Origin of the sequence: Actinomadura sp. NPDC048955 (genome assembly GCF_040649435.1) — a bacterium.
GTDB lineage: Bacteria > Actinomycetota > Actinomycetes > Streptosporangiales > Streptosporangiaceae > Spirillospora > Spirillospora luteofluorescens.
Map to the genome: position 1 here is coordinate 48,691 of NZ_JBEZJI010000001.1, position 25,238 is coordinate 73,928.

The window sequence follows — 25,238 nt, forward strand, 5'->3', positions numbered from 1 at the left end:
GATGCGGCTGGGCGTGGGGATCGGCTGGCGCCCCGAGATCAGCGGGTTCGTCGGCGCGCTGCCGGGGCTGCGCTTCACCGAGGTGATCGCGGAGTCGGTGCACCCGGCGGCGCCCGTCCCCGAGCTGCTCGCGCTGCGCGACCGCGGCGCGGCGATCGTCCCGCACGGGGTGCGGCTGTCGCTCGGCGGCGCCGAGCCCGTGGCCGCCGAGCGCGTCGCGCGCCTGGCCGCCTGCGCCGAGGCGCTCGGCGCGCCGCTGGTGAGCGAGCACGTCGCGTTCGTCCGCGCGGGCGGCGTCGAGGCCGGGCATCTGCTGCCGGTGCCGCGCACCCGCGCCGCGCTGGACGCGCTGACCGCCAACATCCGCCGGACGCAGGCGGAGCTGCCCGTCCCGCTGGCCGTCGAGCCCATCGCCGCGCTCTTCGACTGGCCTGACGCCGAGTACACCGAGGCCGACTTCCTGACCGAGCTGCTGGAGCGCACCGGCGCCCTCCTGCTGCTGGACGTCGCCAACGTGTACGCGAACGCGCGCAACCGGGGCGAGGACCCCGCGGACCTCCTCGACCGCCTGCCCCTGGAGCGCATCGCCTACTGCCACGTCGCGGGCGGCTCGCAGGAGGGCGGGCGATACCACGACACGCACGCCGCCGCCGTTCCCAACGAGGTGCTGGAGCTGGTCGCGGAACTGTGCGCGCGGCACCGCCCGCCCGGCTTCCTGCTGGAGCGCGACGGCCGCTACCCGCCCGCCGCCGAGCTGCGCGCCGAGCTGGACGCCATCGCCGCGGCCTCCGGGCTGGAGCACGTCACGTGAGCGGGTTCGACGCCGGGCTGGCCGCGGCGCAGGAGGCGCTCGTGCGGGCCATGACGGCGGGCGGCCCGATGCCGGAGGGCTTCGACGCCGGCGCGGTGCGGGCCGCCGCGCACGGGATCCTGCTCAAGCGGGCGGGCGAGGTCGCCCGCGCCTGGCCCGCGCTGGCCGAGTCGTACGGGACGTCCTGGAAGGCGGCCTTCGCCGCGTGGGCCGCCGAGCGCCCGACGCGCGGCTCCCTCCGGGACGGCTGGGACTTCGCGCGCGAGAACCGGGACCGTCTCGCCGGAGACGCGGCGCGGGAACTCACGCTGGCCGAGGCGCGATGGTCCTATGACGGGCAGGACCCACCGCGCCCGCGCCGGGCGGCGGCGCGGCGCGTGCCGGGGGGAGCGGTGGTGGTCCTCGGGAGGCGGGTCCGCGTCTTCGGCCGGAGCCCGTCCGGCTGACGGCGCCGTCCCCGCCGGCGAAGTGCCGCGCGCCCCCGGCACGGGCTATGGTCTAGACCAATGGCGGCGCGCCGGGACATCCGGTGAAGGGCCCGTGCCGCCGCGTGCGACGACTAGTCTTGAGAACGTGGAGCGAGGGAGGAGCCCGGTGGCGGGAGAAGGTGACGGCATGCGCGTCGGAGTGCTGACCGGAGGCGGGGACTGCCCCGGCCTGAACGCGGTGATACGCGCGGTCGTCCGCAAGGGCGTCCAGGTCTACGGCTACGAGTTCGTCGGCTTCCGGGCCGGCTGGCGCGGACCGCTCGAAGGCGACACCGTGGCCCTCGACGTCCAGGCCGTGCGCGGGATCCTGCCCCGCGGCGGGACGATCCTCGGCTCGTCGCGGACCAACCCGGTCAAGGTCGAGGGCGGCGTCGAGCGGATCAAGGACAACCTCGCCGGCCTCGGCGTGGACGCGCTGATCGCCATCGGCGGCGAGGACACCCTCGGCGTCGCGAGCGAGCTGTACGCGAACGGCGTCAACGTCGTCGGCGTCCCCAAGACGATCGACAACGACCTGAACGCGACCGACTACACCTTCGGGTTCGACACCGCGGTGAACATCGGCGTGGAGGCCGTCGACCGGCTGCACACCACCGCCGAGAGCCACCACCGCGCGCTGATCTGCGAGGTCATGGGCCGGCACGCGGGCTGGATCGCGCTGCACGTCGGCATGGCCGCCGGCGCCAACGTCATCCTCATCCCCGAGCGGCCCTTCGACATCGAGAAGGTCTGCCAGTACGTGGAGAGCCGGTTCAAGACCCGCTACGCCCCGATCATCGTGGTGTCGGAGGGCGCGCACCCCGTCGACGGGCAGATGCAGCTGCAGACCGGTGAGCGCGACTCGTTCGGGCACGTCCGGCTCGGCGGCATCGGGCAGGCCCTCGCCGACGAGATCGAGAAGCGCACCGGCAAGGAGGCCCGCGCCACCGTGCTCGGGCACATCCAGCGCGGCGGCACCCCCACCGCGTTCGACCGCGTCCTCGCCACCCGCTTCGGCCTCCAGGCGATCGACGCCGTCAAGGACGGCGACTACGGCAAGATGGTCGCCCTCCAGGGCACCGACATCATCCGCGTCGGCCTCGACGAGGCGACGAAGGAACTCAAGACCGTCCCGCTGGAGCGCTACTCCGAGGCCGAGGTCTTCTTCGGCTGATCGTCCCGCCGGGCGGGAACAGGGAATGCGGGTCGCGGTGTTGGCCTCTCTGGGCCACACTGGAGGTCCTCTCTTTACCCTGTTCCCGCCAGGAGGATCACGCATGACCACGCTCGACACCGCGCCCGGCACCGCGGCGGCGGACGTCCGGGAGCAGTCGCCGGTCGACGGCGAGCCGTGCGTGCTGCTCAAACTGGGCGAGGTCGTCCTCAAGGGCAAGAACCGCGAGCAGTTCGAGCGCCGCCTCGCCGACAACGTGCGCACCGCCGTGAGGCCGGTCGCCCGGGTCGACGTCGTCCGTCGGCACGGCGTCTTCATCGTCCGACGACCCAGTGCTGATCTTGCCACCATGGAGCGCGTCGCGCAGCGGATCACCGACGTCATGGGCATCGTGTGGGCGCACCGCGCCTGGCGGGTCGGCAAGGACCTCGCCAGCGTCGAGCGCGCCGCCCTGGAGCTCATGGACGGGCGGACCGGCTCGTTCGCCGTCCGGTCCCGGCGCCGCGACAAGCGGTTCCCGATGACCTCCACCGAGCTCGACCGGCACATCGGCACGCTCGTCACCGCCCGCTACGGCCAGCCCGTCCGGCTGAAGCACCCCGACCACACCCTGTCGATCGAGGTCGACCGCGACGAGGTGTTCGTCTACTCCGGCGGCCTGCCCGGCCAGGGCGGCCTGCCCGTCGGGATGAGCGGCCGCGGCCTGGTGCTGATGTCGGGCGGCATCGACTCGCCCGTCGCCGCGTACCGGATGATGCGCCGCGGCCTGCGCGTCGACTACCTGCACTTCTCCGGCATGCCGTTCACCGGCCCCGAGTCGATCTACAAGGCGTACGCGCTGGTCCGCGAGCTGGACAAGTTCCAGACCGGGTCCCGGCTGTTCGTCGTGCCGTTCGGCAAGGCGCAGCAGCAGATCAAGTCGTCCGGCGCCGACAAGCTCGCGGTGATCGCGCAGCGGCGGCTGATGCTGCGCACCGGGGAGGTCCTCGCCCGGCGGCTGCGCGGCTCCGCGCTGATCACCGGCGACGCGCTCGGGCAGGTGTCCAGCCAGACCCTCGCCAACATCACCGCGCTGGACGACGCCGTCGAGCTGCCGATCCTGCGCCCCCTCGTCGGCATGGACAAGGTCGAGATCATGGACCAGGCGCGCCGCATCCGCACCCTGACGATCTCCGAGCTGCCCGACGAGGACTGCTGCACCCTGCTCGCGCCCCGCCGCGCCGAGACCCGGGCCAAGATCGAAGACCTGCGGCAGATCGAGAAGCGCCTCGACGTCGGCGAGCTCGCCGACCAGCTCGCCGCGTCCGTCCAGGAGCACCGCCCCGCCTACGGCGACCCCGCGGTCTGACCGGGCCGCCCGCACCCGCCTCTAGCGGGCGTCGAAGTCCGTCGGGCGCGGCGGCTCGGGCCCGTCCGGGCCCATCAGGGTGATCCGCTCGATGCGGACGATCCGGAAGCGGCGGCCCGCGACGGCGATGCCGTTGCGGCGGCTCTCGTCCTCCATCAGCTCCGCCGCCTCGGCGAACCGGGCGACGTCGGCCTCGGCGGGGCTCTCCACCACGGGCACCACGTGCCTGAAGTACGTGGCCAGCGAGTCGCGGGCCTGCTGCGGCGCGTCGTACAGGCGCCCCACGGGCCGCCAGCGCCGCTCGCCGCGCTCGGCGACGGTGAACGCGGGCGCCAGCGCGACCGGTGTGAGGAACGCGCCGGACGGCTCGTTGCCCGTGGCGGCCGCGGCGTCCAGCACCTGGCACAGCAGCTCGGCGGTCGCGAGGTCGGACGCCGGGCCCTCGTCCGGCAGCAGCTCGTGCGGCCGGGCCGGCGGGACGCGGCCGCCCGCCGGGAGCGGGTCGAGGTCGGTCGGCCGGGGCGGCTCCGGCCCGTCCGGGCCGGTGCGGGCCAGCTGCTCGATCCGCGCGATCCGGAACCGCCGGCCGCCGGCGACCACCTCGTCGACCGGCTCGCGCCGCAGCGTCCGGGCCGCGGCCGCCAGGTCGCGCGCCCGCGCGCCGGAGCCCGGCGCGGCCCGGTCCTCCAGGTGGTCGGCGAGGATCTCGCGCGCGCCCTGCGGCAGCGGGTCGAACGGGCACACCACCTGCCAGCCGCCCGGAACGCGCTCGGCGGCCGTGTACACGGCGCCGAGGGCCACCAGTTCCGGGTAGGCGGCGAGGGCGCGGCGGGCGTCCGCCAGCAGCACCGCGGCGACCGGGTCGACGCCGTCCAGGTCCTCCGGGAAGAGCCGCCCCCCGGCGTCACCATCTCCCGTCGTCATGCCGGTCATCATCCTCGCCGCGCCGCGCCCGGCCAATGGTTCAGACCAATTCGTTACCGCCCTGTGCGCGCGCGCCGCGGCCGCGCCGGCGGGCGGGCGCCACGAGGACCACCAGGCTCGCCGCCAGCAGCGCCAGGCCGACCAGCGCCGCGCCGCCCAGCCGCTCGCCCAGCAGGGCCGTGCCGAGCACGGCCGCCACCGCCGGCTCCGCGAGCGTCAGGGTCGTCGCCGTCGTCGCGGGCGTCGTCCGCAGGCCCCGGGCGAACAGCAGGTAGCCGCCGCCCGTGGTGACCACGCCGAGGTAGAGCGCGATGAGCGCGCCGCCGCCGGTGAGCAGCCAGCCCGTGGGCCCCGCGAGCAGCACGGGGACCATCGGGAGGGCCGCCGTGCCGAACAGCGCCGCGGCGACCGCGCGGTCCTCCTCGCCCCGGGTGATGAGGACGGACGCCACCGTCGCGTACCCCGCGTACGACAGCCCGGACAGCAGGGCCAGCCCGATGCCGAGCGGCTCCGCGCCCGCGTCCCGGCCGCCGCCGACGAGCAGCGCGCAGCCCGCGACGGCGCCGGCCGTGGCGAGCGTCCACCGTCCGGTCGGCACGGACCGGCGGGCGATCAGTCCGATCACGCCGGTGAACACGGGCGCGCTGCCGATCGTGACGACGGTGCCGACCGCGACGCCGGTGCGGCCGGCGGCGACGAAGAACGCCGTCTGGTACACGGTGATGGCGGCCGCGCCGAGCCCGACGAGCGGCAGGTTGCGGCGATCGGCCACCAGGCGGCGCAGCCCCGCGCCGCCGCGCGTGGACGCGGCGAGGGCCAGCAGCACCAGGCCGCCGATGATGATGCGGATCGCGGCGACCGAGTAGGGGGACGCTCCGTCCGCGAACGTGCGGACGGTGCCGGTCGTCCCCCACAGGGTCGCCGCCAGCAGGACGTCGGCGCCGCCACGCCGGGCAGGGGACCGCGAAAGCTTTCCAGAGGCGCGGCTGAGGGAGGTGTTCTGTGACACGGAGAAGGGCTCCTGGGCTCGAATCGGAAGGGAAGATCCGGATTCGGGGCGCAGGACGGCGCGGCCCGGGCGCGTGATCGCGCCGGGCCGTGCCGTGATCAGCGGGGAATGCGGTCGCTGCGCCCCGTCAGGAGCGCGGCGGTCCGCAGTCGGGTGCCCAGTAAGCCATGGTTCAGGACGATACCTGCCCGGTTCAGGCGGGCACCGCGTCGGGGTCCTCGCTCCGGGTGAGGGAGCGGCCGACGATCGGGGGCAGGTCGCGCACGAGCTTGGCGAGCTCGCGCAGGTCGCCGTCCACCAGGGCCTGGGGGCCGTCGCACAGGGCGGTCTCCGGGTGCGGGTGCACGTCGATGATCACGCCGTCGGCGCCGACCGCGATCGCTGCGCGGGTCAGCGGCAGGACGAGGTCGCGGCTGCCGCCCGAGTGCGACGGGTCCACGATGACCGGCAGGTGGGAGAGGCGCTGCGCCACCGGCACCGCGGAGATGTCGAGGGTGTTGCGGGTGGCCCGCTCGAACGTGCGGATGCCCCGCTCGCACAGCACGATGTCGAGGTTGCCGCGCTGCGCGACGTACTCGGCGGCCATCAGCCACTCCTCGATCGTCCCGTTCATGCCGCGCTTCAGCATCACCGGCTTGCCCGCCTCGCCGGCGGCCTGCAGGAGCGCGAAGTTCTGCGCGTTGCGGGTGCCGATCTGGAGCATGTCGGCGTAGGACGCGACGAGTTCGACGTCGGCGGCGTCCACGACCTCGGTGACGATCGGCATGCCGGTCTCCTCGCGGACGTCCGCGAGGATGCGCAGCCCGGCCTCCCCGAGGCCCTGGAACGCGTACGGCGACGTGCGCGGCTTGAACGCGCCGCCGCGCAGCAGCGTCGCGCCCGCGGCCTGCGCCATCTGCGCCGCGCCGAGGGTCTGCTCGGGGGTCTCCACCGCGCACGGGCCCGCGATCAGGGTCATGGTGCCGGGGCCGATCGGCACCCCGCCGACCCGGACGACCGACCGCTCGGCGTGGTTCTCGCGGCTCACCAGCTTGTAGGGCGCCGAGATGCGGATGACGTCGCTCACGCCGCGCATCCCGCGCAGGTTCAGCGAGCCGAACTGCTGGACGTCGCCCACCAGCCCGACGATGGTCCGCTCCACGCCGCGGCTGACGAAGGCGTCGCCTCCCGCCGTCTCGACCAGTGAGACGACGGCTCGGACATCCGCTTCGCTGGCCTCCGGGGCCATGACGACGACCATGGGTCTGCTGCCTCTCGTTCATGCCCCGGGAGGCCGGCCGGTCCCCGGAACGACGAAAGCCCCGGGCCGGCCGGCCCGGGGCTTTCGCCTTAGTGGTCTGTCAGCGCAGCGTCTGGCAGACCAGCCGTCCGGGCTGGTCGGGCCAAAAGAAATACACGACGTTGCGCATGGGGAAGAGCCTAGCCGATGTCCGGGCCGGCGGCCCGCACGCACCCCGGATATGGCTCAGCTCACTCCGGATGGCAGGATGGCCGCGTCATGACCCACCCCGAACAGTCCGCGCCGCAGCCGGGCGAGCTGCCGCCCGGGCAGTACGTCCCCCGGGGCTGGCCCGTCCTGCACTACGGCCCCGTGCCGAAGTTCCGTCCCAAGGACTGGGATTTCCGGGTCTTCGGCGCCACCGAGTCGGGGGAGCAGCACCGCTGGACCTGGGACGAGTTCGACGCGCTGCCGAAGGCCGCCTCGGTCGCCGACTTCCACTGCGTCACCAAGTTCACCATCCCGGACAACGAGTGGCGGGGCGTCCCCGGCGCGACGATCACCGAACTGGCACCGCCCGCGCCGGACGTCACGCACGTCATGGTCTGGGCCGAGTACGGCTACAGCGCCAACATCCGGATGGGCGACTTCCTCGCCGACGGGACGATGTTCGCCACCCACCGCGACGGCGAGCGCCTCACCCCCGACCACGGCTTCCCCGTCCGCATCGTCATCCCGCACCTGTACGCGTGGAAGAGCGTGAAATGGGTCCGGGGCGTGGAGTACCTGGTGAAGGACCGGCGGGGTTTCTGGGAGGAACGCGGCTACCACAACGTCGCCGACCCGTGGCGGGAGCAGCGCTACTCATACCAGGAGGACGAGGGCGAGTCGCCCCCGCTGTGACCGGTCCGCCGCGATTGGTCCGCCGGAGCGGGCCGTTCGGCGGAGTGAGCGTGTCCCATTCGAGACCTCGGTAAATCGGCAACAGGCGCACCCGCGGCGATGATAGCCATTACCGTAAGTTTCCATGGACCTACCGTCCGTCACAGATGTCGTGGTGTGCGCCGCGGCAGCCGGGGCCAGCGGGGTCTGGGCGCCGCGCCGGTGGTGCCTGCTGCCGCGGCGCGGGCCCGCCGACCCGGCGGAGGCGGCGGCCCTCGCCGCCCTGCACCTGGTCGCGCACGCCGCGCCCCCGCTGCGGGCCGGGCTCACCGGCGCCGCCGCGCGCAGGGCGACCCGGCTGCTGCGCTCCCTGCTCGGCGCCGAGGCGGTCGCGATCGTGGCGGCGCGCCCGCCCGACGACCCTGACGGCGCCGGCGACCCCGGCAAACCCGGCGATCCCGGCGACGGCAGGGGCGCCGCGCCGCGGCTGCTGGCCTGGGACGGCACCGGCCGCGGCGCCCACGCGGGCGAGGCCGTCGCGCACGCGCTGCCCGTCCTCACCTCCGGCAGGCCCCGGGTCATCGCACCCGAGCCGCTCGCCTGCGGCGACCCGCACTGCGGCGTCCAGGTCGCGATGATCGCCCCCCTCACCGTCGAGGGCCGCGTCGAGGGCACGCTGACCGCGTACTGGCCGAGCCCGTCCGCCGCGCGGGTCCGCGCGGTCGGGGAGGCGGCCAGGCTCGTCACCGGGCAGCTCGAACTGGCCGGGCTCGACTCGGTCCGCGTCCGCCTCGCCGAGGCCGAGATGCGCGCGCTGCGGGCGCAGATCTCGCCGCACTTCGTCTACAACTCGCTGACCACGATCGCCTCGTTCGTCCGCACCGACCCCGAGCGGGCCCGCGGCCTGCTGCTCGACTTCGCCGACTTCGCCCGCTACTCCTTCCGCAACCCGCGCGACTTCACCACGCTCGCCGACGAGCTGCGCTCGATCGACCGCTACCTGCTTCTGGAGCGCGCCAGATTCGGCGAGCGGCTGCAGTGCAACGTCGAGGTCGCGCCCGAGGTGCTGCCGGTCGCCGTCCCGTTCCTCGCGCTCCAGCCCCTCGTCGAGAACGCCGTCCGGCACGGCATGGCCGGGGGCCGCCGGGCGTTCCACATCTCGATCGTGGCCCGCGACTCGGGCGCCGAGGCCGCGATCAGCGTCGAGGACGACGGGATCGGCATGGATCCCGAACGCCTCGAAGAGATCCTCTCGGCGCCCCTCGGACGTCCCGGGCCCACCGGCTGGGGGAGCGTCGCCACCCACGACCGGTCTGAGGGCGCCCCCGGCATCGGCCTCGCGAACGTCGACGCGCGCATGCGCCAGGTCTACGGGGACGAGTACGGCCTCACCGTCGAGACAGCGCTCGGCGCCGGAACAAAGGTCAAATTACGCGTCCCGAAGTACCGTCCGGGCGTCTTTCCCGACTGAGGGGCGATCCGGGCGACACGCCACTCACTTTTCGGAACCGATTGCGGACAGACGGTAATCGCGGCAAAGTCGCCCTCATGCTTCACGTCCTCGCCGTCGACGATGAACGCCCGGCCCTGGAGGAGCTGACCTACCTGCTCAGGAACGACCCGCGGATCGGGCGGGTCACCGGCGCCGCGGACGCCTCGGCCGCGCTCCGCGACCTGAGCCGGATGCTCGTCGAGGGGGAGCGCCTCGACGCCGTGTTCCTCGACATCCGCATGCCGGGCCTCGACGGGCTCGACTTCACCCGGCTGCTGACCGGGTTCGCCGCGCCGCCGCACGTGGTGTTCGTGACCGCGCACGACGACTGCGCCGTCACCGCCTACGAGCTCGGCGCGCTCGACTACCTGCTGAAGCCCGTCCGCCCGGAGCGGCTGGCCGAGTCGGTCCGGCGCGTGGCGGCGGCCGCGCGCCGGGCGTCCCCGCCCGCCGGGGAGGCCTCTCCCGACCCCGACGACGAGATGATCCCCGTCGAGCTCGGCGGGCGGACGCGGCTGGTGTCGCGCCGCGCCGTGACCCACGTCGAGGCGCAGGGCGACTACGTGCGGCTGCACACCGCCGACGGCGGCTACCTCGTCCGCATGCCGCTGTCGGCGCTCTCCAGGCGGTGGGAGGGCGCCGGGTTCATCCGGATCCACCGCAGCACCCTCGTCGCGGCCGCGCACATCACCGAGCTGCGCTTCGACGGCGGCCGGGCCGCCGTCCAGATCGGGGACGAGCTGCTGCAGGTCAGCCGCCGCCACACCCGCGAGGTCCGGGACCTGCTCGTCCGCAAGTTCCACCAGCCGGACGAGGACGCCCGAGTCCCGGGGGAGGGCCGCGATGACCGATGAACGCCGCGACGCGGTGGCGGGGGCGGCGGCCGTCCGCCCCCTCGCGCCGCCGGAGGGCGCGGCGGCGGGCACCGCCCAGGCCACCGGGACGGCGGAACCCGCGGCCGGCCCGGCGGACCCCGACCCGCCCGATACCGACCTGTCCCTGTCCGCCCCGCCCGCCTCCGGGCCACCGCTCAGCGCCGCCGAGACCCGCCACCTCATCCGCGCCCAGCTGCGCACCGCCCTCGGCACCGGCGCGCTCGTCATGACCGTGGTGACGGCGCTCCCCGCGCTGATGGCGATCGTCCCGGCGGTGGCGCGGATCCGCGTGCACGGCGTCCCGCTGCCCTGGCTCGTCCTCGCCTTCGGCATCCAGCCGGTCTGGGTCGCGGTGTCGTTCCGCCAGCTCGGCCGCGCCGAACGCGCCGAACGCGACCTCACCCGACCGGCGGGCCGGCGATGACCGCCGCGGCGGTGGCGGCGGCGCTCCTGCTGCTGCTGGTCGCGTCCGCCGCGCTCGGCGCGTGCGACCGCCGCTCCGCCTGCACCGCCTCCGACCTCCTGGTCGCCTCCCGGGGCGTCACCCCCTGGCGGAACGCGTCGGCGATCAGCGGTGAGTACCTTTCCGCCGCCGCGTTCCTCGGCACCGCCGGGCTGGTGCTCGCCTACGGCGCCGACATGCTGTGGCTGCCGGTCGCGGCGACCGCCGGACACGTCCTGCTCCTGGCGTTCGTCACCGCGCCGCTGCGCAGGTCGGGCGCCTACACCGTCTCCGACTTCGCCGAGTGGAGGCTCGGCTCCCCGGCCGTGCGGCGCATCGTCACCTGCTGCGTCTGCTTCATCGGCTGGTTCTACCTGCTGCCGCAGTTCCAGGGCGCCGGCGTGACCCTGCGCGTGATGACCGGGGCCCCGGCGTGGGCGGGCTGGGCCGTCGTCGTCGCGGTCACGCTGCTGCTCGTCGCCTCCGGCGGGATGTGCAGCATCACCGCCGTCCAGAGCATCCAGTTCTGGGTGAAACTGGTCGCCCTGGCCGTCCCCGCCCTGGCGCTGCTGGCCATGTGGCAGATGGACGGCCGCCCCGACCCCCTCGCCGACGGGCCCGCGCGGTTCGCGCACGCCACCCGGGTCCGCGTGAGCACCGAGGCAGTGGTCACCGCGCCCGCCGCCGTCCTCGTCACCGCCCGGGGACGCGTGGACGGCGTCCGCCACGGCGGCGGGGCGATGACGCTCGCCGCGGGGCGGCACACCATCGGCCCCGGCGCCGAAGTGGTCTTCCCGGCCGGAGCGCCGGTGCCCCACGCCGAACGCCTCCCCGTCCAGAGCGGCCATGCCTGGGCCACTCCCTTCGGCCGCGGGGAGGAGCACGGCTTCTACCGCACGTACTCGGCGCTCCTGGGCATCCTGCTCGGCACCATGGGGCTGCCCCACGTCCTCATCCGCTTCTACACCAACCCGAACGGAAGCACCGCCCGCCGCACGGCCGCTCTTGTCCCGCTCCTCCTCGCGCTCTTCTACGTCTTCCCCACCATCTACGCGTCCATGGGACGCCTCTACGCGCCCGAGCTGCTGATGACCGGCGACACCGACGCGACCGTCCTGCTGCTGCCCCAGCGCATCCCCGGCCCGGCCGGCGCGCTGCTCACCGGGCTCATCACCCTCGGCGCCTTCGCCGCGTTCATCTCCACCTCCTGCGGCCTCGTCGTCACCATCGCGGGCACGGTCACCCAGTGCGCCCGCCGCAGCGGCACCGCCTCCTTCCGCATCGCCACCGTTTTCGCGCTCATCGTCCCGCTCGCCCTGCTCCCGAGGATCGGGACGCAGGGCGCCGCCGGTCTCGTCGCCTTGGCGCTCTGCGTGTCGGCGTGCTCCCTGTGCCCGCTCCTCCTCCTCGCCATCTGGTGGCGCGGCCTCACCGCCGCCGGCGCCGGCGCCGGCCTGCTCGTCGGCACCGGCCTCGCCGTCACGTCCGGCGTCCTGCACCTGTACGAGGTCCCCCTGACGGGCTGGCCCGCCGCCGCCGTGGCCGAACCCGCCGCGCTGGCCGCCCCCGCCGCGTTCGCCGTCATGGTCGCCGTCTCACTCCTGACCCGCCGCCGCGTCCCCCGCCGCGCCGACCGCGCCCTGACGAAACTGCACCTACCCGAGGACGTTTTCGCCCGCTGAGCCCCGATATGAACCGTTCGCGATGGCGCCCCGCCCCCCGCCCACCGCCCCGCGACCGCTCGTCCCGCCGCAGAGACCGCTCATCCGATGACTACGCTCCGTATATCTCTGACTACACACCGTTCATCGAGAGCCGCGCCGTCTCCCTGTCCCCAGGTGGCGGACCCCCTCTAATGTTCTCAGTGGCACCACACGTCACACCGCCGAGGAGGGGCGGGCGGCCCCCGGCCGCAGACCCTCCCACAAGAGCAAATCCGGAGATCCGGCGACAACGCCGGATCGTGAGTCGCAGGATCCCGTACCGGGGGGGTGGGATCCCGCGACCTGTGGCTCGGGCGTCGCTGAACAGTCGGGGGGTTGTTCAGCGACGCCCGAGCTCTTTTTTATTGCTTTTTTCTCCTCCTTCGGGCCTGGCGGCCCTCCATCGTCGATAAAAGCGGGCGATCGCTGGCATCGCTCCGGCTCGCCTTGCGGCTCGCTTCGCGATCAGGTTCTCGCAAGCTCGAACCTGCCTTCGGACGCGATCGCGGCCCCCGGGTTGTCGCCGGGTTGCTGTGGTGGCTCAGGTTGTCTCGTTAGACGGCTCAGGTTGTTTCGTTCGCCAGGTGCCGTTGTGTCTGGGTGGTTTTCCTCTGGGGTCTTGCGGGTCACTGCTGGTCTCGGTCATGGGGGGGTGTTCGTTGTGCAGGTAGTGCTCTATCTGGTGGCGGCTGAAGCGGCGGGCTCCTCCCGGGGTGCGGACGCTGGTCAGTTTTCCCTGTTCGGCCCACTGGCCCACGGTCTTGGGGGTGACGCGGAAGATCTTGGCTACGTCTCCCGGGGAGAGGAGCTGGTGGGGGCCGAAGTCCCAGCCGTTGACGATCAGGGGGCGGTTGCCTCTCGGCCTGCTGGTCATGGGGGAGTGTCCTTTCCTGGGCAGAGGCCGCCGGTGCGGGACGGGGTGTTCGGTTCGCGTGCGGCGAGGGTGAGGCGGGCGTGGTGGACGCGTGTCACCGCGCGGCGGCGCTCGGCGAGGCTCACCGCCCTGGACGTGAGCCACGGGCCGTAGACGCTCAGGACGGCGCGCTGGTACAGGGTGTCGGCGACGAGCCGCTCGGGGGTCAAGGCCGGGTCCACTGGGCGTAGACGACCTTGCCGCCGTCATCGTCGTCGTGGCGGACGCCCCAGCGGTCGGCGCAGTCGGTGACGATCCAGAGCCCGCGCCCGCCAGGTGACTCGGGGCAGAGCGGCTGCGCGGCGGGGACGGGGGGCCTTCGGTCGGCGTCCCAGACCTCGATCACGTACACGCCCTCGCCGGCGCAGGCATGGACCCGGATCATCTCGGTGGCGGCATGCCGGACCGCGTTGGTGACTAATTCGGACGCGACTAAACGGATGAAGTACTCATTAACCGGCCAATCGGTGGTGATCTCGGCGACGTGATCGCGTGCGATCCTCACCTTCGCCAACTCGGGTCTGAAAACGATCATTCCCGGCCGCCCCCTTCATCGTTCCGTCTGGCCGTTCGCCATTCTCAGGGTGAGGGGGTGGGGATAGTCTCGGAAGGTCAGGCACAACTACAGCGGACTGACAAGACCCGTCCCCCCGGCGTATCGAGGTGTATCCGCTCATGGCCAATAACCGCATGACCCCGCGCCGGTTCCTCGCCAGGCAGATCCGGCGGCTGCGCGAGTCCGTGATCGACTCGGAGACGAGCAAGATCATGACTACTGCCGGGTTGGCCAAACTGGTGTACAGGAGCGAGTCGCTCGTCAAAGCGTGGGAGAGTGGTCGGCGGGTGCCGCGATCCGATGATCTGAACCGGATGGATGACATCTTTCAAACGAAAGGTCTATTGTCTGAAATGGGCCGCGACCTCGTGAAAGACGAGCATGCACCGGAATTCATGGACCGGTGGCGGGAGGTCGAGGAGCATGCGTCGCTTCTTCGGTCCTACCATCCGCTTCTCGTTCCCGGGCTGCTACAGACCCCGGAGTATGCCCGCGCGGTCATCGTCTCCTCGGGAAGGCGCACGGACAACGTCGATGAACAAGTTCGGGCGAGAGTGGACCGGCAGTCGATTCTTTCCCCGGAGAACGACGCGATGTTCATCGCGGTCATTGACGAAGGAGCGCTGTTCTACCGCGCGATCGGCGGTGCGGAAGTCATGTGCGATCAGGTTCTGAAGCTTTTGGAAGTCGCCGAGTATCCGAACGTGCGCATCAACGTCGTCCCCGTGAGTGTGGGGGAATATGCCGGGCTCGCCGGCAACTTCCATATCGCCACCATGGACGGGCGGTCCTTCGCCTACGTCGATGACGCCTTCAGCGGAGACGTTCTCGAACACGCGGAGGATGTCGCGACCATGGAGCGCGTGTGGGAGGCGCTCCGCGACAGGGCCTTGCCCGTAGAGCAGTCGGTCGAATTGATGGCGAAAGCAGTTGAAAGGTGGAGACCATGATATGGCGAAAGTCCTCGTACAGCGGCAACGGAGGAGCCGACTGCGTCGAGATGGCTCGCGTTGAGAAGTCGGTGGCCCTGCGGGACAGCAAGAGCCCTGAGGAGTCGTATCACCGGTTCAGTGTTGCCTCGGTGACGGCTCTGTTCGAGGAGATTCGGCGAGGGCGGTACGACCTGGTCTGACCTGGAGAAGAGAAATTCCCCGGACGGTGTCCGGGGAATTTCTCTTGCGGGGTGGACTGCCGCGGTGGGTCAGGGAGCGTCGCGGAGGCGTTTGAGGGTCTTGATGTCCTCGGCGTGGGGGGCGGGGGCTCGGCCCGGGGTCTCGATGATGAAGGGGACGCCTGTCGCGGCCGGGTGGCGGAAGAGGTCGGCGAAGGGGGATTCGCCTATCTGGCCGGCTCCGATGTTCTCGTGGCGGTCCTTGGCGGAGCCGCACGCGTCCTTGGAGTCGTTGGCGTGGACCAGTTTCAGGCGGCCCTCGCCGACGGCGGCGACCAGGGCGTCGAGGGTGTCCTTGGCGCCGCCGGGGGCGGTCAGGTCGTGGCCGGCGGCGAAGGCGTGGCAGGTGTCGAAGCACACGCCGAGCTTCGGGTGGTGGTCGAGGCGCTCGAAGAACGGGGCCAGGTCCTGGACCTTGGCGCAGAGCATGTTGTTCTGGCCGGCCATGGGCTCCAGGAGCAGGTCGGGGCCGTCCTCGGGGATCTCGTCGAGGAGCGGCAGGACGTGCTCGCGGACCTGCGCCATGGCCTCGTCGTAGGTCCGGGTGACGGCGGAACCGGTGTGGACGACGACGCCGCGGGCGCCGATGGCGCGGCCCCGGGTCAGGGAGTGGCGGACGGCCGCGAGCGACTTGTCGAGCGTCTCCGGCGTGGGGGAGCCGAGATTGACCAGGTACGGGGCGTGGACGTACACGGGGACGCCCTCGTCGCGGAGCCTGGCGTCCTCCGCGGGCCTGCCCTCGGGCAGCGCCCAGCCGCGGGGGTTGGAGACGAAGACCTGGACCGCCTCGGCGCCGATCTCGGCGGCGTACTTCAGGCCGCCGGTGGCGAGGCCGCCGGCCACGGGGACGTGCGCCCCTACGGGGCTGATAGGTGAGGTCATGGCACGTTCAGGTTAGCCGGTCACGGGCCCCGGACGATCGTGACGGTGGAGCCGCGCGGGGCCTCGCCGCTGCTGGGCGACTGGAACCGGACGACGTTGCCGCCGAAGCCCGTCACGTTCACGCGGAAGCCCGAGTCCTTCAGGGCCTTCTTGGCGTCGTTGACGCTCCGGCCGGTCAGGTCGGGGATGGGGACGTTCTGGTTGCCGTCGCCGTCGTCGCAGCCGAACTGGAAGGGGCCCGCGTCGACGATGCAGTCGCGCTTGTTGACGACGATGGTGACCTTGTCGCCGCGGGAGACGCCGGTGCCCTCCGACGGGTCCTGCTCGATCACGGTGTTCGGGTCCTTGCCGTTCACCTGCTTCTTCTTGACCGTGACGTCCAGGCCCATGGAGCGCAGCTGGTTGGCCGCCGTGTCGCCGTTCTGGCCGAGGAGGCCGGGCATCGACATGCCCGTGGAGACGACGATCGCGACGGGCACGTCGGGGGACTGCTTCTCGCCGGCGTCCGGATCGGTGCTGATCACGTCGCCCTTGGTGACGGTCTGAGAGGGGGTGGAGCTCGTCCGGCCGACGGTGAAGCCCTTGTCCTCCAGCGCCTTCTTGGCGTCGGCGAGGGACTTGCCGCCGACGTCGGGCACCTCGCGGGGCGTGATGCCGCGGGACGGGGTGAGGGTGACCGTCTGGCCCTTGGCGATGCGGGCCCCGGCGGGCGGGTCGGACTTGGCGACGCCGCCCTTGTGGACGCGGTCGCTGTAGACCGCCTTGGCGGTGCGCACGTCCATGCCGTCGGACTCCAGCTGGTCGCGGGCGTCGGCGACCTTCATCCCGATGATCGAGGACGGGACGTGCTCGTACTGGCCGGACGTCTGGTACCAGACGGCCCAGCCGAGGATGACCGCCGCGACCAGGCCGATGGCGATCAGGACGTAGCGGCCGGTCAGCGCGCCGAGGGCGCGGTCGGTCCTGGTGGGCCGGGCGGCGTGCCCGGGGGCCAGCGTCTCGGCGTCCATGACGGCGGTGCGGCCGTGGGCGGGCGGGGCCTCCAGGACGCTCGTCGCGTTGCGGGACGACTCCTCGACGCGGCGGTCGAAGTCGCGGGGGAGGCCGCCGAAGACCTCGGCGACCTCCGCCAGGTACTGGTTCGCGTCATGCGGGCGGCGCGCCGGGTCGTGGCTGGTGGCGTCGGTGACCAGGGCGTCCACCTGCGGGGGGATGCCGGGCACGACGCTGGACGGCGGCGGCACCGTGTCGTTGACGTGCTTGTAGGCGACGGCGAGGGGCGTGTCGCCCTGGTGCGGCAGCCGCCCGGTGATCAGCTCGAACAGCATGATCCCGGCGGCGTAGACGTCGGAGCGGACGTCGGCGTTGCCGGACAGCACCTGCTCGGGCGCCAGGTAGCCGACCGTCCCGATGATCATGCCGGTCTTGGTCATCTTGCTGGCGGTCTCGGCCCGCGCGAGGCCGAAGTCGGCGACCTTGACCTGGCCGTCCTCGGTGATCAGCACGTTCTCGGGCTTGACGTCGCGGTGCACGAGACCGGCCCGGTGCGCGGCGCCGAGCGCGGCCAGCACCGGCTGCATGATCTCCAGCGCGGCGCGGGGGCCGAGCCGCCCGAGCGAGTTGAGGGCGTCGCGCAGGGTGCGGCCGGCGACGTATTCCATCACCAGGAAGACGTGCTCGCCGTCGGTGCGCTGGTCGTAGACGGCGACGACGTTGGGGTGGGACAGCGCCGCGGCGGCCTTGGCCTCGCCGATGAAGCGGGCGACGAAGTCCTCGTCGGAGGCGAGTCCTGCGTGCATCACCTTGATCGCGATGATGCGGTCGAGCCTGAGGTCGCGCGCGAGGTAGACCGTGGCCATGCCGCCGCGCGCGATGCGGGACTCAATGCGGTAGCGCCCGTCGAGCACACGCCCGACGAGTGGGTCTGCAACCGTCGTGTCCATCGGTGCGAGTTTACGGGCGAATCCGCATGGATCCCATCAGTCGCGAGTATGAGCCTCGATGAGCCCGGAGGGTGAGGCCTCCGGGGCGCCCGGTTCGGGAGCGACCGGCGGGACGCGGCGGCGCAGGGCCCGCGTGCTGCGGGAGACGGCCACGCCGGCGAGGCACAGCAGCCCGCCGCCGAGGGTGACCGGGCCGGGGACCTCGTCGAGGAGCAGCCACGACATCCCCACGACGAGCGCGGGCGCGGCGTAGGTGGTGGCGCCCATCTTCCCGGCGGTCGTGCGGGCGAGGGCGTATCCCCAGGTCGTGAAGGCGATCGCGGTCGGGAAGACGCCCAGGTAGACCATGTTGAGGGTGGCGCCCGCGGGGGCGTCCGCGGCCTGCGAGACGAGCTGCCCGGAGAACGGCAGGCACGCGACCGCGCCGATCGCGCAGGCGAACGTGGTGAACTGCAGCGCCGACGCGTGCCGCAGCGCGGGCTTCTGGGCGACGACGCCCGCCGCGTAGGTGACGGCGGCGGCCAGGCAGAGCAGCACTCCGCCGACGGACGACCGGCCGTCGCCCGACATCGACAGCCCGACGACGGCGGCGCCGGCGAACGACACGGCCATGCCGAGCATCAGCCGCGGCGGCAGGCCCTCCTTCAGCAGCCAGCCGCCGAGGAGCGCGATGAGGATCGGCCCGATGTTGACGACGAGGGCGGCGGTGCCCGCGTCCACCAGCTGCTCGCCCCAGTTCAGGACGACCATGTAGGCGCCGAACCACAGGAGGCCGGCGGTGATGATGCCGGGCCAGGCGGCCTTGGGCGGCAGGCCCTCGCCCCGGATGAGCCAGAACGTCCCCAGGACGACCGTTCCGGAAAGGAGCCGGCCGAGGGCGAGGGCGCCGGGGCTGTACTCGGCGCCCGCGCTGCGGATGGCGACGAAGGCCGAGGCCCAGAACACGACCGTGACCGTGGCCGCCGCCACCGCGAGCTTGCCGGCGCGCGCGCCGCTGTCCTGCTGCATGTCACGCACCTTAGGGAGGGGACGCTTCCATAGACACCGAAGCAATCTGTTTGGTTGCGCCCCGGTACACCCCAGTCTGGTGGTGCGCGACTTTTCAGGTCCAGCGAAAATTTCTACAGGTGGATCTTAAGCATCGCTACGAAGTCGCGAGGCCGTCGAAGGGGGACGACGCCTGGGCGTAGCGGCGCTTGGGGATGCGCCCGGCGAGCCGGGCGAGCCGCCCGCCCTCGACCGCGTGCCGCATCGCGGCGGCCATCCGCGCCGGGGACTGCGCGCGGGTGACGGCGGTCGCGAGGAGCACGGCGTCGCAGCCGAGCTCCATGGCCAGCGCCGCGTCCGACGCCGTGCCGAGCCCCGCGTCGAGGATCACCGGGACGTTCGCGCGCTCGACGATCAGCTCGATGTTGTGCGGGTTGCGGATGCCGAGCCCCGACCCGATCGGGGAGCCGAGCGGCATGACGGCCGCGCAGCCGATCTGCTCCAGCCGGTGCGCCAGGACCGGGTCGTCACTGGTGTAGGGCAGGACGACGAAGCCGTCGTCGACGAGCTGCTCGGCGGCCTCGACCAGCTCGATCGGGTCGGGCAGCAGCGTGCGCTCGTCGGCGATCACCTCCAGCTTGACCCAGTTCGTCCCGAGCGCCTCCCGGGCGAGCTTGGCGGTCAGGACGGCCTCGCCCGCGGTGAAGCAGCCGGCGGTGTTCGGCAGCACCCGGATGCCGCACTCGGTCAGCACGTCCAGCACCGAGCCGCGCGCGGCCGGGTCGACCCTGCGCATCGCGACCGTCGTGAGCTCGGTGCCGGAGGCGGTCAGCGCCTCGCGCAGGACCGCCATGCTGGGCGCCCCGCCCGTTCCCATGATCAGCCGCGAGCCGAGCTCCTCGCCCGCGATGACCAGTCCGTCGGTGTCGTTCATCCTCAGCCTCCCTGGACCGCGGTCAGCACTTCGATGCGGTCGGCGTCCCGCAGGGGCGTGGCCTCCCACTGCGAGCGCCGGACGACCTCGTCGTTCAGCGCCGCGGCCACGCCCGTCGCCGCGGCCGTGACGGACGCGACGACCTCGGCCACGCTCGCGCCGTCGGGCAGCTCGCGCGGCTCACCGTTGACGATCACCTTCATGCGCTCACCTTCATGCGCTCACCTCGGGGGAGAAGCGGTCGGGGGCGAACGGCCCGGCGACCTCGGGGACGGGCCCGTCCAGCAGCATCGCGGACAGGATGTCGGCGCTCACGGGCGTGAGCAGGATGCCGTTGCGGAAGTGCCCCGTGCCCACGAGCAGCCCGGGCAGCGCGGTCGGCCCCATCACGGGCGCGTTGTCGGGGGAGCCGGGCCGCAGCCCGGCGGTGACCTCCGCGAACTCCAGCTCGGTGATGCCCGGCAGCAGCTCGCGGGCGTCGCGCAGCAGCTCCCAGAGCCCGCCGGCGGTGACCCGCGTGTCGAAGCCCAGCTCCTCCTGCGTGGCGCCGAGGACGATCTCGCCGTCCGCGCGCGGCACCAGGTAGACCGAGGAGCCCCGGACGAGGCCGCGGGTCGGGCGCCGCAGGAAGGGCGCGCGGGTGCGCAGCCGGATCACCTGGCCCTTGACCGGGCGGACGGGTGGAACGGTCCCGGGAGGCAGGCCGCCGAGGTCGCCCGACCACGGCCCCGCGGCCAGCAGCACCCGGTCCGCGCGGAGCACGGTGCCGTCGTCCAGGCCCACGCCGGCGGCGGCGTCGTTCTCGACGACGACGCGCTCGGCCCGCCGCCGCACGAGCCGGACCCCCAGCCGCTCGCACGCCGCCAGTAGCGCCGGGGCGAGCCTGCGTGGGTCGACCGAGCCGTCCTCGGGGGCGAGCAGACCGCCGCGCACGCCGGGCGCGAGCATCGGCTCCAGCCGCCGGCACTCGCGGCGGGTGAGCGCCTCGACGGGGATGCCCAGGCTCTCCTGGAAGCGGCGCAGGTCGTCCAGGTGCCGCAGGTCGTCGGAGTCGAACGCGACCTCGATGATCCCGTCGGTGCGGTAGCCGGTCTCCAGGCCGGTCAGCTCCTCCAGTTCGGCGACGAACGCGCCGTACCGGTCGCGGGAGGCGAGGCCGAGCCGCAGCAGCGGCTCCTCGCCGTAGGTCAGCTCGCTGACCGGGGTGAGCATGCCCGCCGCCACCGAGGAGGCCCCGGACGCGGGCGCGGGGTCGACGACGGTGACGGCGGCGCCGCCGGCGGCGGCGCGCCAGGCGGTGGCGAGGCCGACCACCCCGGCGCCGATGATGACGATCTGCATGCGCGCTCCCTTCGCCGGCATGATCCGGATCAGGTCGTGGCGGTCGGCGGCCCGTTCAGCCGCCCTCTCAGCCCGGTCGCACCGGACTCCCGCGCTCTGTGCTGTTCTGCTGTGCCGTTCTGCTGGCCCCCACCTTACGACCTCGGGGAACCGGGCAACTGCCTGGACACCTGTCCACTCCCGGATCGCCGCCCGTTAGGGTGACCTCCATGGAGAGGGTCATCGTCGTGGGTGGCGGGCTGGCCGGCGTGCGCGCCGTGGAGGCCCTGCGGAGCAAGGGGTACGAGGGCGCGCTGACCCTCGTGTCGGCGGAGCGGCACCGGCCCTACGACCGGCCGCCGCTGTCGAAGGCCGTCCTCGCGGGCGAGTCCGACGACACGACCGTCGACGCCGACTGGGACGCGCTGCGCTGCGAGCTGCTGCTCGGCGAGCGCGCCACCGGCCTGCGGCTGGACGGGCCCGGACGCGGCGGAACGGTGGCGTCCACGGCGGGCGGGCTGCCCTTCGACGGGCTCGTGATCGCGACCGGCGCCGCCCCGATCACGCTGCCGGGGGAGGGGCGCCAGCATGTGCTGCGCACGATCGACGAGGCGCGCGACCTGCGCGCCCGGCTCACCCCCGGCGCCCGCATCGTGATCGTCGGTGCCGGCTGGATCGGCGCCGAGGTCGCCACGGCCGCGGCCCGCCGGGGCTGCGCGGTCACCGTCGTGGAGGCGGCCGACACCCCGCTGGCGGGCGCACTCGGCCCCGAGGCCGGCGTGCTCACCGCCCCCTGGTACGCCGAGGCGGGCGTCGAGCTGCGGACCGGGGTCAAGGTCGCGGAGGTGCGCGACGGCGGCCTCGCCCTCGCCGGAGGCGGCCGCGTCGAGGCCGACGAGGTGGTCGTCGGCGTCGGGGTCCGTCCCGTCCTGTCGTGGCTGGAGGGCTCCGGGCTGCTGCTGGAGCGCGGCGTCGTCACCGACGGCTCGTTCCGGACCTACATGGGCGAGGAGGACCCCGGCGCGCTGCGCCCGGACGTCGTCGCGGTCGGCGACTGCGCCGCCTGGTGGTCGCACCGCTACGGGCGGCGGCTCCTCGTCGAGCACTGGGACGCGGCGCTGAACGCCCCGGAGGTCGCCGCCGCGACCCTCCTCGGCCAGGAGGCCGTGTACGACGCCGCCCCGTACTTCTGGTCGGAGCAGTTCGGGCGCATGGTCCAGTACGCGGGCGACCACTCGGCGTCCGAGCGGCTCGTGCGCCGGGGCGACCCGTCCGGCCCCAAGTGGGCGGTGGCGTGGCTGACCGGCGACCGCCTCGACGCGATCCTCACCGTCGACCGGCCCCGCGACCTGGTGCAGGCGAGGCGCGTGATCGCCGCCGGGACGCCGGTGGATCCGGAGGCGATCGCCGACCCGGACGTGCCCGTCCGGCAGGCCGTTCGCGGATAGCGATCGGAGAGGACGTAACGGCTGCGCGGGGGGTTTGAGCCTTCCGAAGGCGTGGTAGCAAGGGGGCGTGACGCAGATGCACGCAACCGTTGACAGCGCACTGGACCCCCGCACCGACGCCCTGGCCGGCGAGTGGCTCACCCTCCGGGAGACCGCCGAGCGGCTCGGGATCAAGCCCAACCGGATCAAGCAGCTCATCCACGAGCACCGCATCCTCGCGGTGCGCCGGGGCGGGGAGCCGATGGTGCCCGCGGCCTTCATCAAGGACGGCCAGGTCATCAAGGGACTGCCCGGCACCCTGACGCTCCTGTCGGACGCCGGCTTCGACGAGTCCGAGACGATCCGGTGGCTGTTCACGGCCGACGACACGCTGCCGGGGACGCCGGTGGACGCGCTCACCGAGAACCGGGGGACCGAGGTCCGCCGCCGCGCCCAGGCGCTCGCCTTCTAGGCTGTGTTCCACAGGCCCGGCCCACTTCGCTCGCCTGGCGGCTCGCTACGTGACCGGGTCTGGGCGAACGCGGCATCGCTTCGCGATCTGGCCGGTGCCGCTCGCCTCCGGCTTCACGGCACCGGCCAGGTCACGCGTTCGCGCGCGTGGCCGAGACCACTTCGAGACAGGGCCTGGGCCGCCGCCGGAGGCGCACGACGCACGTGACACGATCGCGGGGTCGCGCGCGGCGGGTCACCGCGCGCGCGGCCCCTTGATCATCTGTGGAAAGGACGTTCCCCGGCCGTGTCCAGGCACCTCCCCACCGAGCGCGCCGTCGCGCTGCGCGCCCGGCTGAGCCGCGCCCGCCTCTACCTCTGCACGGACGCGCGGGAGCGCCAGGGCGACCTGCCGGACTTCCTCGACGCCGTGCTCGCGGGCGGCGTCGACATCGTCCAACTCCGCCAGAAGGGCCTGGAGGCCCGGCAGGAGACGGCCCACCTGGAGGTGTTCCGGGCGGCGTGCGAGCGGCACGGGGCGCTGCTGGCCGTCAACGACCGGGCCGACATCGCGCACGCGGCCGGCGCGGACGTGCTGCACCTCGGCCAGGGCGACCTGCCGGTGCCCGCCGCCCGCGAGATCGTCGGCGGCGACATGCTGATCGGCCGGTCGACGCACTCCGGCGAGCAGGCGTCCTCGGCGGCGGTCGAGCCCGGCGCCGACTACTTCTGCGCGGGCCCGGTGTGGCCCACGCCGACCAAGCCCGGCCGCGCCGCCCCCGGCCCCAAGCTGCTGGAGTACGTCGCGGCGCAGCGCGTCGCGCGGCCGTGGTTCGCGATCGGCGGCATCGACCTCGGCAACCTGGACGAGGTCCTCGCCGCGGGCGCGGAGCGCGTCGTGGTGGTCCGGGCGATCACCGAGGCCGACGACCCGGGCGCCGCCGCGGAGCGGTTCGCGCGGCGGCTGGCCGCCCGGCCGCTCGGCGGGGTTTGACGCGGATCACGGTGCGGGCCGCGCCCCGCATCGCCGACAATGGGGATCATGAGCGTGGGACCCGACGACGACCGCGTGGTCGACCTGGACGACGACCTGGACGTCCTGCCGGACCAGACGTCCGACGACACCGACACCGGGTGGGGCGAGTGGCGCACCCCCGACGACGACGCGCGCCTGCTGGAGGACCGGCCGCCGCACTGGTGAGCGGCGGCCCGGATCAGGTCAGGACGCCGAGGAGGAACCCGGCGGCCACGACGCCGCCGAGCGCGACCATCATCCGCCACCGGTAGCGCGGGATCCGCGTCGGGCGCGGCTTGGGCGCCGGGGCCTGGCCCTCGCGCAGCGCCCGGACGATCTGCGACGCGGTCGGGCGCGCGGCGGGGTTCTTGTCCAGGCAGCGCGCCGCGAGCTCGCGCAGCGGCCCCTGCATCTCGCCGAGGTCGGGCTTGCGCGACGTCACGCGCCGCATGACGGCCGCGCTCGGCCCGGTGCCGAACGGCGGGCGCCCCGTCGCGGCGAACACCATCGCCGCGCCCCACGCGAACACGTCGGCGGGAGGCCCGACCGGCTCGTCCTCGATCTGCTCGGGCGCCATGTAGGCGGGCGTCCCGACCGGGCCCGTGGTCAGCGGGGTCGCGTCGGCGGTGCGGGCGATGCCGAAGTCGATGACCTTGGCGCCGTCCGGGCCGAGCAGCACGTTGCCGGGCTTGAAGTCGCGGTGCACGATCCCGGCGCGGTGGATCGCCGCCAGCGCGGCGGCGGTCCGCAGCGCGAGCTTGCGGAGCCGCGGCGCGGCGAGCGGGCCGCGGTCGGCGACGACGTGCTGGAGCGAGGGCCCCTCGACGAACTCGCTGACGATGTAGGGGCGGTCGCCGGTCATGTCGGCGTCCAGCACGCGGGCGGTGTGCCGCCCGGACACCCGCAGGGCCGCGTCCGCCTCCTTGGCGAAGCGGCTGCGCGCCCGGTGACCGGCCGCCACGCCTCCGCGCAGCAGCTTGACGGTGACGAGTTCGCCGTCGCCGTCCCGGCCGAGGTAGACGACGCCCTGGCCGCCCTCGCCGAGCCGCGCGACCAGCGTGTAGCCGCCGAGGCCGCGCGGGTCGTCGGGGCCCAGCGGGCCGCCGGGCTGGTGGTCGCGGCCGTGCGCGGGCCGGGCCGGGACGCGGCCCGGCCCGGCGTGCGCCTTGGCCGGGCGGCCGGCGTGCGAGCCGTGGGGCTGCCCGGCGCGGCCGGCGCGGCCGGGGCGGGGGGAAGAGGAACGCGGGGGATGGGGATCCGTCCTCCCGCGGGAGGTGTCGTGCGGCACAGAGGA

At 73.6% G+C, this 25,238-nt stretch carries 28 protein-coding genes and 1 riboswitch; of the genes, 15 read left to right on the plus strand and 13 right to left on the minus strand.

Annotation, left to right across the window (positions count from 1 at the left end; translation table 11 throughout):
• Position 1: 1 nt before the first annotated feature.
• The 4 genes from AB0C84_RS00230 to thiI all read left to right on the plus strand — a co-directional run bounded on the left by AB0C84_RS00230 (position 2) and on the right by thiI (position 3,800).
• Complete coding sequence (locus AB0C84_RS00230) at positions 2-811, plus strand: DUF692 domain-containing protein (protein ID WP_361059507.1); 810 nt, start codon at positions 2-4, stop codon at positions 809-811.
• Complete coding sequence (locus AB0C84_RS00235) at positions 808-1,257, plus strand: hypothetical protein (protein ID WP_361059510.1); 450 nt, start codon at positions 808-810, stop codon at positions 1,255-1,257. Before AB0C84_RS00230 ends, AB0C84_RS00235 begins: the two co-directional genes overlap by 4 nt.
• A 169-nt stretch (positions 1,258-1,426) precedes the next feature.
• Positions 1,427-2,452 carry a 6-phosphofructokinase gene (locus tag AB0C84_RS00240; protein WP_361059513.1) on the plus strand — a complete coding sequence of 342 codons (1,026 nt, stop codon included), beginning with the start codon at positions 1,427-1,429 and terminating at the stop codon, positions 2,450-2,452.
• Between the two features lie 103 nt (positions 2,453-2,555).
• Positions 2,556-3,800, plus strand: a complete 1,245-nt coding sequence (gene thiI, locus AB0C84_RS00245; protein ID WP_361059515.1) for a tRNA uracil 4-sulfurtransferase ThiI — start codon at positions 2,556-2,558, stop codon at positions 3,798-3,800.
• Positions 3,801-3,821: 21 nt separating this feature from the next.
• Here thiI and AB0C84_RS00250 read toward each other — a convergent pair whose 3' ends face one another.
• From AB0C84_RS00250 to aroF, 3 genes are all read right to left on the minus strand, one after another.
• Positions 3,822-4,724: a DUF5954 family protein gene (locus AB0C84_RS00250; protein WP_361059518.1), complete on the minus strand. Its 903-nt coding sequence runs from the start codon at positions 4,722-4,724 to the stop codon at positions 3,822-3,824.
• A 40-nt stretch (positions 4,725-4,764) separates the two neighbouring features.
• Entirely contained in the window at positions 4,765-5,733 is a 969-nt protein-coding gene (locus AB0C84_RS00255) for an EamA family transporter (RefSeq protein WP_361059521.1), read from the minus strand.
• A 193-nt stretch (positions 5,734-5,926) separates the two neighbouring features.
• A complete protein-coding gene (gene aroF / locus AB0C84_RS00260) occupies positions 5,927-6,973 on the minus strand; it encodes a 3-deoxy-7-phosphoheptulonate synthase (protein WP_179842901.1) in 1,047 nt (348 codons plus the stop codon).
• A 258-nt stretch (positions 6,974-7,231) separates the two neighbouring features.
• Between aroF and AB0C84_RS00265 the strand changes: the two genes are divergently transcribed.
• The 5 genes from AB0C84_RS00265 to AB0C84_RS00285 all read left to right on the plus strand — a co-directional run bounded on the left by AB0C84_RS00265 (position 7,232) and on the right by AB0C84_RS00285 (position 12,325).
• Entirely contained in the window at positions 7,232-7,855 is a 624-nt protein-coding gene (locus AB0C84_RS00265) for a sulfite oxidase-like oxidoreductase (RefSeq protein ID WP_179842900.1), read from the plus strand.
• A gap of 124 nt (positions 7,856-7,979) precedes the next feature.
• Positions 7,980-9,305 carry a histidine kinase gene (locus tag AB0C84_RS00270; protein WP_361059525.1) on the plus strand — a complete coding sequence of 442 codons (1,326 nt, stop codon included), beginning with the start codon at positions 7,980-7,982 and terminating at the stop codon, positions 9,303-9,305.
• Positions 9,306-9,382: 77 nt separating this feature from the next.
• The gene (locus tag AB0C84_RS00275; protein ID WP_361059528.1) at positions 9,383-10,180 is read left to right on the plus strand and encodes a LytTR family DNA-binding domain-containing protein; all 798 of its coding nucleotides are present in this window, start codon (positions 9,383-9,385) and stop codon (positions 10,178-10,180) included.
• Positions 10,170-10,625: a hypothetical protein gene (locus AB0C84_RS00280; RefSeq protein ID WP_361059531.1), complete on the plus strand. Its 456-nt coding sequence runs from the start codon at positions 10,170-10,172 to the stop codon at positions 10,623-10,625. The genes AB0C84_RS00275 and AB0C84_RS00280 overlap by 11 nt, the downstream gene beginning before the upstream one ends.
• Positions 10,622-12,325: a cation acetate symporter gene (locus AB0C84_RS00285; RefSeq protein WP_361059534.1), complete on the plus strand. Its 1,704-nt coding sequence runs from the start codon at positions 10,622-10,624 to the stop codon at positions 12,323-12,325. The genes AB0C84_RS00280 and AB0C84_RS00285 overlap by 4 nt, the downstream gene beginning before the upstream one ends.
• 562 nt (positions 12,326-12,887) lie before the next feature.
• On the opposite strand, the gene AB0C84_RS00290 is transcribed toward AB0C84_RS00285, so the two are convergent.
• Genes AB0C84_RS00290 through AB0C84_RS00300 form a run of 3 tightly spaced genes read right to left on the minus strand, consistent with a single transcriptional unit; the run spans position 12,888 to position 13,794 of the window.
• Positions 12,888-13,187, minus strand: a complete 300-nt coding sequence (locus AB0C84_RS00290) for a helix-turn-helix domain-containing protein (RefSeq protein WP_361060194.1) — start codon at positions 13,185-13,187, stop codon at positions 12,888-12,890.
• Between the two features lie 29 nt (positions 13,188-13,216).
• Positions 13,217-13,429 (minus strand): hypothetical protein, encoded by a 213-nt coding sequence (locus AB0C84_RS00295; RefSeq protein WP_361059537.1) that lies wholly within the window; start codon positions 13,427-13,429, stop codon positions 13,217-13,219.
• A complete protein-coding gene (locus AB0C84_RS00300; protein ID WP_361059540.1) occupies positions 13,426-13,794 on the minus strand; it encodes an ATP-binding protein in 369 nt (122 codons plus the stop codon). The genes AB0C84_RS00295 and AB0C84_RS00300 overlap by 4 nt, the downstream gene beginning before the upstream one ends.
• A 140-nt stretch (positions 13,795-13,934) precedes the next feature.
• On the opposite strand from AB0C84_RS00300, the gene AB0C84_RS00305 reads away from it, so the two are divergent.
• Complete coding sequence (locus tag AB0C84_RS00305; protein WP_179842892.1) at positions 13,935-14,765, plus strand: helix-turn-helix transcriptional regulator; 831 nt, start codon at positions 13,935-13,937, stop codon at positions 14,763-14,765.
• Positions 14,762-14,947 carry a DUF397 domain-containing protein gene (locus AB0C84_RS00310; RefSeq protein ID WP_361059544.1) on the plus strand — a complete coding sequence of 62 codons (186 nt, stop codon included), beginning with the start codon at positions 14,762-14,764 and terminating at the stop codon, positions 14,945-14,947. The genes AB0C84_RS00305 and AB0C84_RS00310 overlap by 4 nt, the downstream gene beginning before the upstream one ends.
• A 69-nt stretch (positions 14,948-15,016) precedes the next feature.
• On the opposite strand, the gene AB0C84_RS00315 is transcribed toward AB0C84_RS00310, so the two are convergent.
• From AB0C84_RS00315 to thiO, 6 genes are all read right to left on the minus strand, one after another.
• On the minus strand, positions 15,017-15,868 hold the full coding sequence (locus AB0C84_RS00315; RefSeq protein ID WP_361059547.1) for a deoxyribonuclease IV: 852 nt from the start codon (positions 15,866-15,868) through the stop codon (positions 15,017-15,019).
• Positions 15,869-15,888: 20 nt separating this feature from the next.
• On the minus strand, positions 15,889-17,811 hold the full coding sequence (gene pknB / locus AB0C84_RS00320) for a Stk1 family PASTA domain-containing Ser/Thr kinase (protein WP_361059550.1): 1,923 nt from the start codon (positions 17,809-17,811) through the stop codon (positions 15,889-15,891).
• 36 nt (positions 17,812-17,847) lie between these two features.
• Entirely contained in the window at positions 17,848-18,819 is a 972-nt protein-coding gene (locus AB0C84_RS00325; protein ID WP_361059553.1) for a DMT family transporter, read from the minus strand.
• 136 nt (positions 18,820-18,955) lie between these two features.
• Positions 18,956-19,732 carry a thiazole synthase gene (locus AB0C84_RS00330; protein ID WP_361059556.1) on the minus strand — a complete coding sequence of 259 codons (777 nt, stop codon included), beginning with the start codon at positions 19,730-19,732 and terminating at the stop codon, positions 18,956-18,958.
• 2 nt (positions 19,733-19,734) lie between these two features.
• Positions 19,735-19,935 carry a sulfur carrier protein ThiS gene (thiS, locus tag AB0C84_RS00335; RefSeq protein ID WP_179842886.1) on the minus strand — a complete coding sequence of 67 codons (201 nt, stop codon included), beginning with the start codon at positions 19,933-19,935 and terminating at the stop codon, positions 19,735-19,737.
• 10 nt (positions 19,936-19,945) lie between these two features.
• Positions 19,946-21,073: a glycine oxidase ThiO gene (thiO, locus tag AB0C84_RS00340; protein WP_361059559.1), complete on the minus strand. Its 1,128-nt coding sequence runs from the start codon at positions 21,071-21,073 to the stop codon at positions 19,946-19,948.
• A riboswitch (TPP riboswitch) is annotated at positions 21,063-21,176 on the minus strand. Its footprint overlaps the gene before it by 11 nt.
• Positions 21,177-21,282: 106 nt before the next feature.
• Between thiO and AB0C84_RS00345 the strand changes: the two genes are divergently transcribed.
• From AB0C84_RS00345 to AB0C84_RS00360, 4 genes are all read left to right on the plus strand, one after another.
• Positions 21,283-22,500 (plus strand): FAD-dependent oxidoreductase, encoded by a 1,218-nt coding sequence (locus AB0C84_RS00345; protein WP_361059562.1) that lies wholly within the window; start codon positions 21,283-21,285, stop codon positions 22,498-22,500.
• Between the two features lie 76 nt (positions 22,501-22,576).
• Positions 22,577-22,951, plus strand: a complete 375-nt coding sequence (locus AB0C84_RS00350) for an Rv2175c family DNA-binding protein (protein WP_258938898.1) — start codon at positions 22,577-22,579, stop codon at positions 22,949-22,951.
• Positions 22,952-23,236: 285 nt separating this feature from the next.
• Positions 23,237-23,923, plus strand: coding sequence for a thiamine phosphate synthase (gene thiE / locus AB0C84_RS00355; RefSeq protein WP_361059566.1), 687 nt, complete (start codon positions 23,237-23,239; stop codon positions 23,921-23,923).
• Positions 23,924-23,971: 48 nt separating this feature from the next.
• Positions 23,972-24,130 (plus strand): hypothetical protein, encoded by a 159-nt coding sequence (locus AB0C84_RS00360; protein WP_179842881.1) that lies wholly within the window; start codon positions 23,972-23,974, stop codon positions 24,128-24,130.
• A gap of 13 nt (positions 24,131-24,143) precedes the next feature.
• On the opposite strand, the gene AB0C84_RS00365 is transcribed toward AB0C84_RS00360, so the two are convergent.
• Positions 24,144-25,232, minus strand: a complete 1,089-nt coding sequence (locus tag AB0C84_RS00365) for a serine/threonine-protein kinase (protein WP_361059570.1) — start codon at positions 25,230-25,232, stop codon at positions 24,144-24,146.
• Positions 25,233-25,238: the final 6 nt, after the last annotated feature.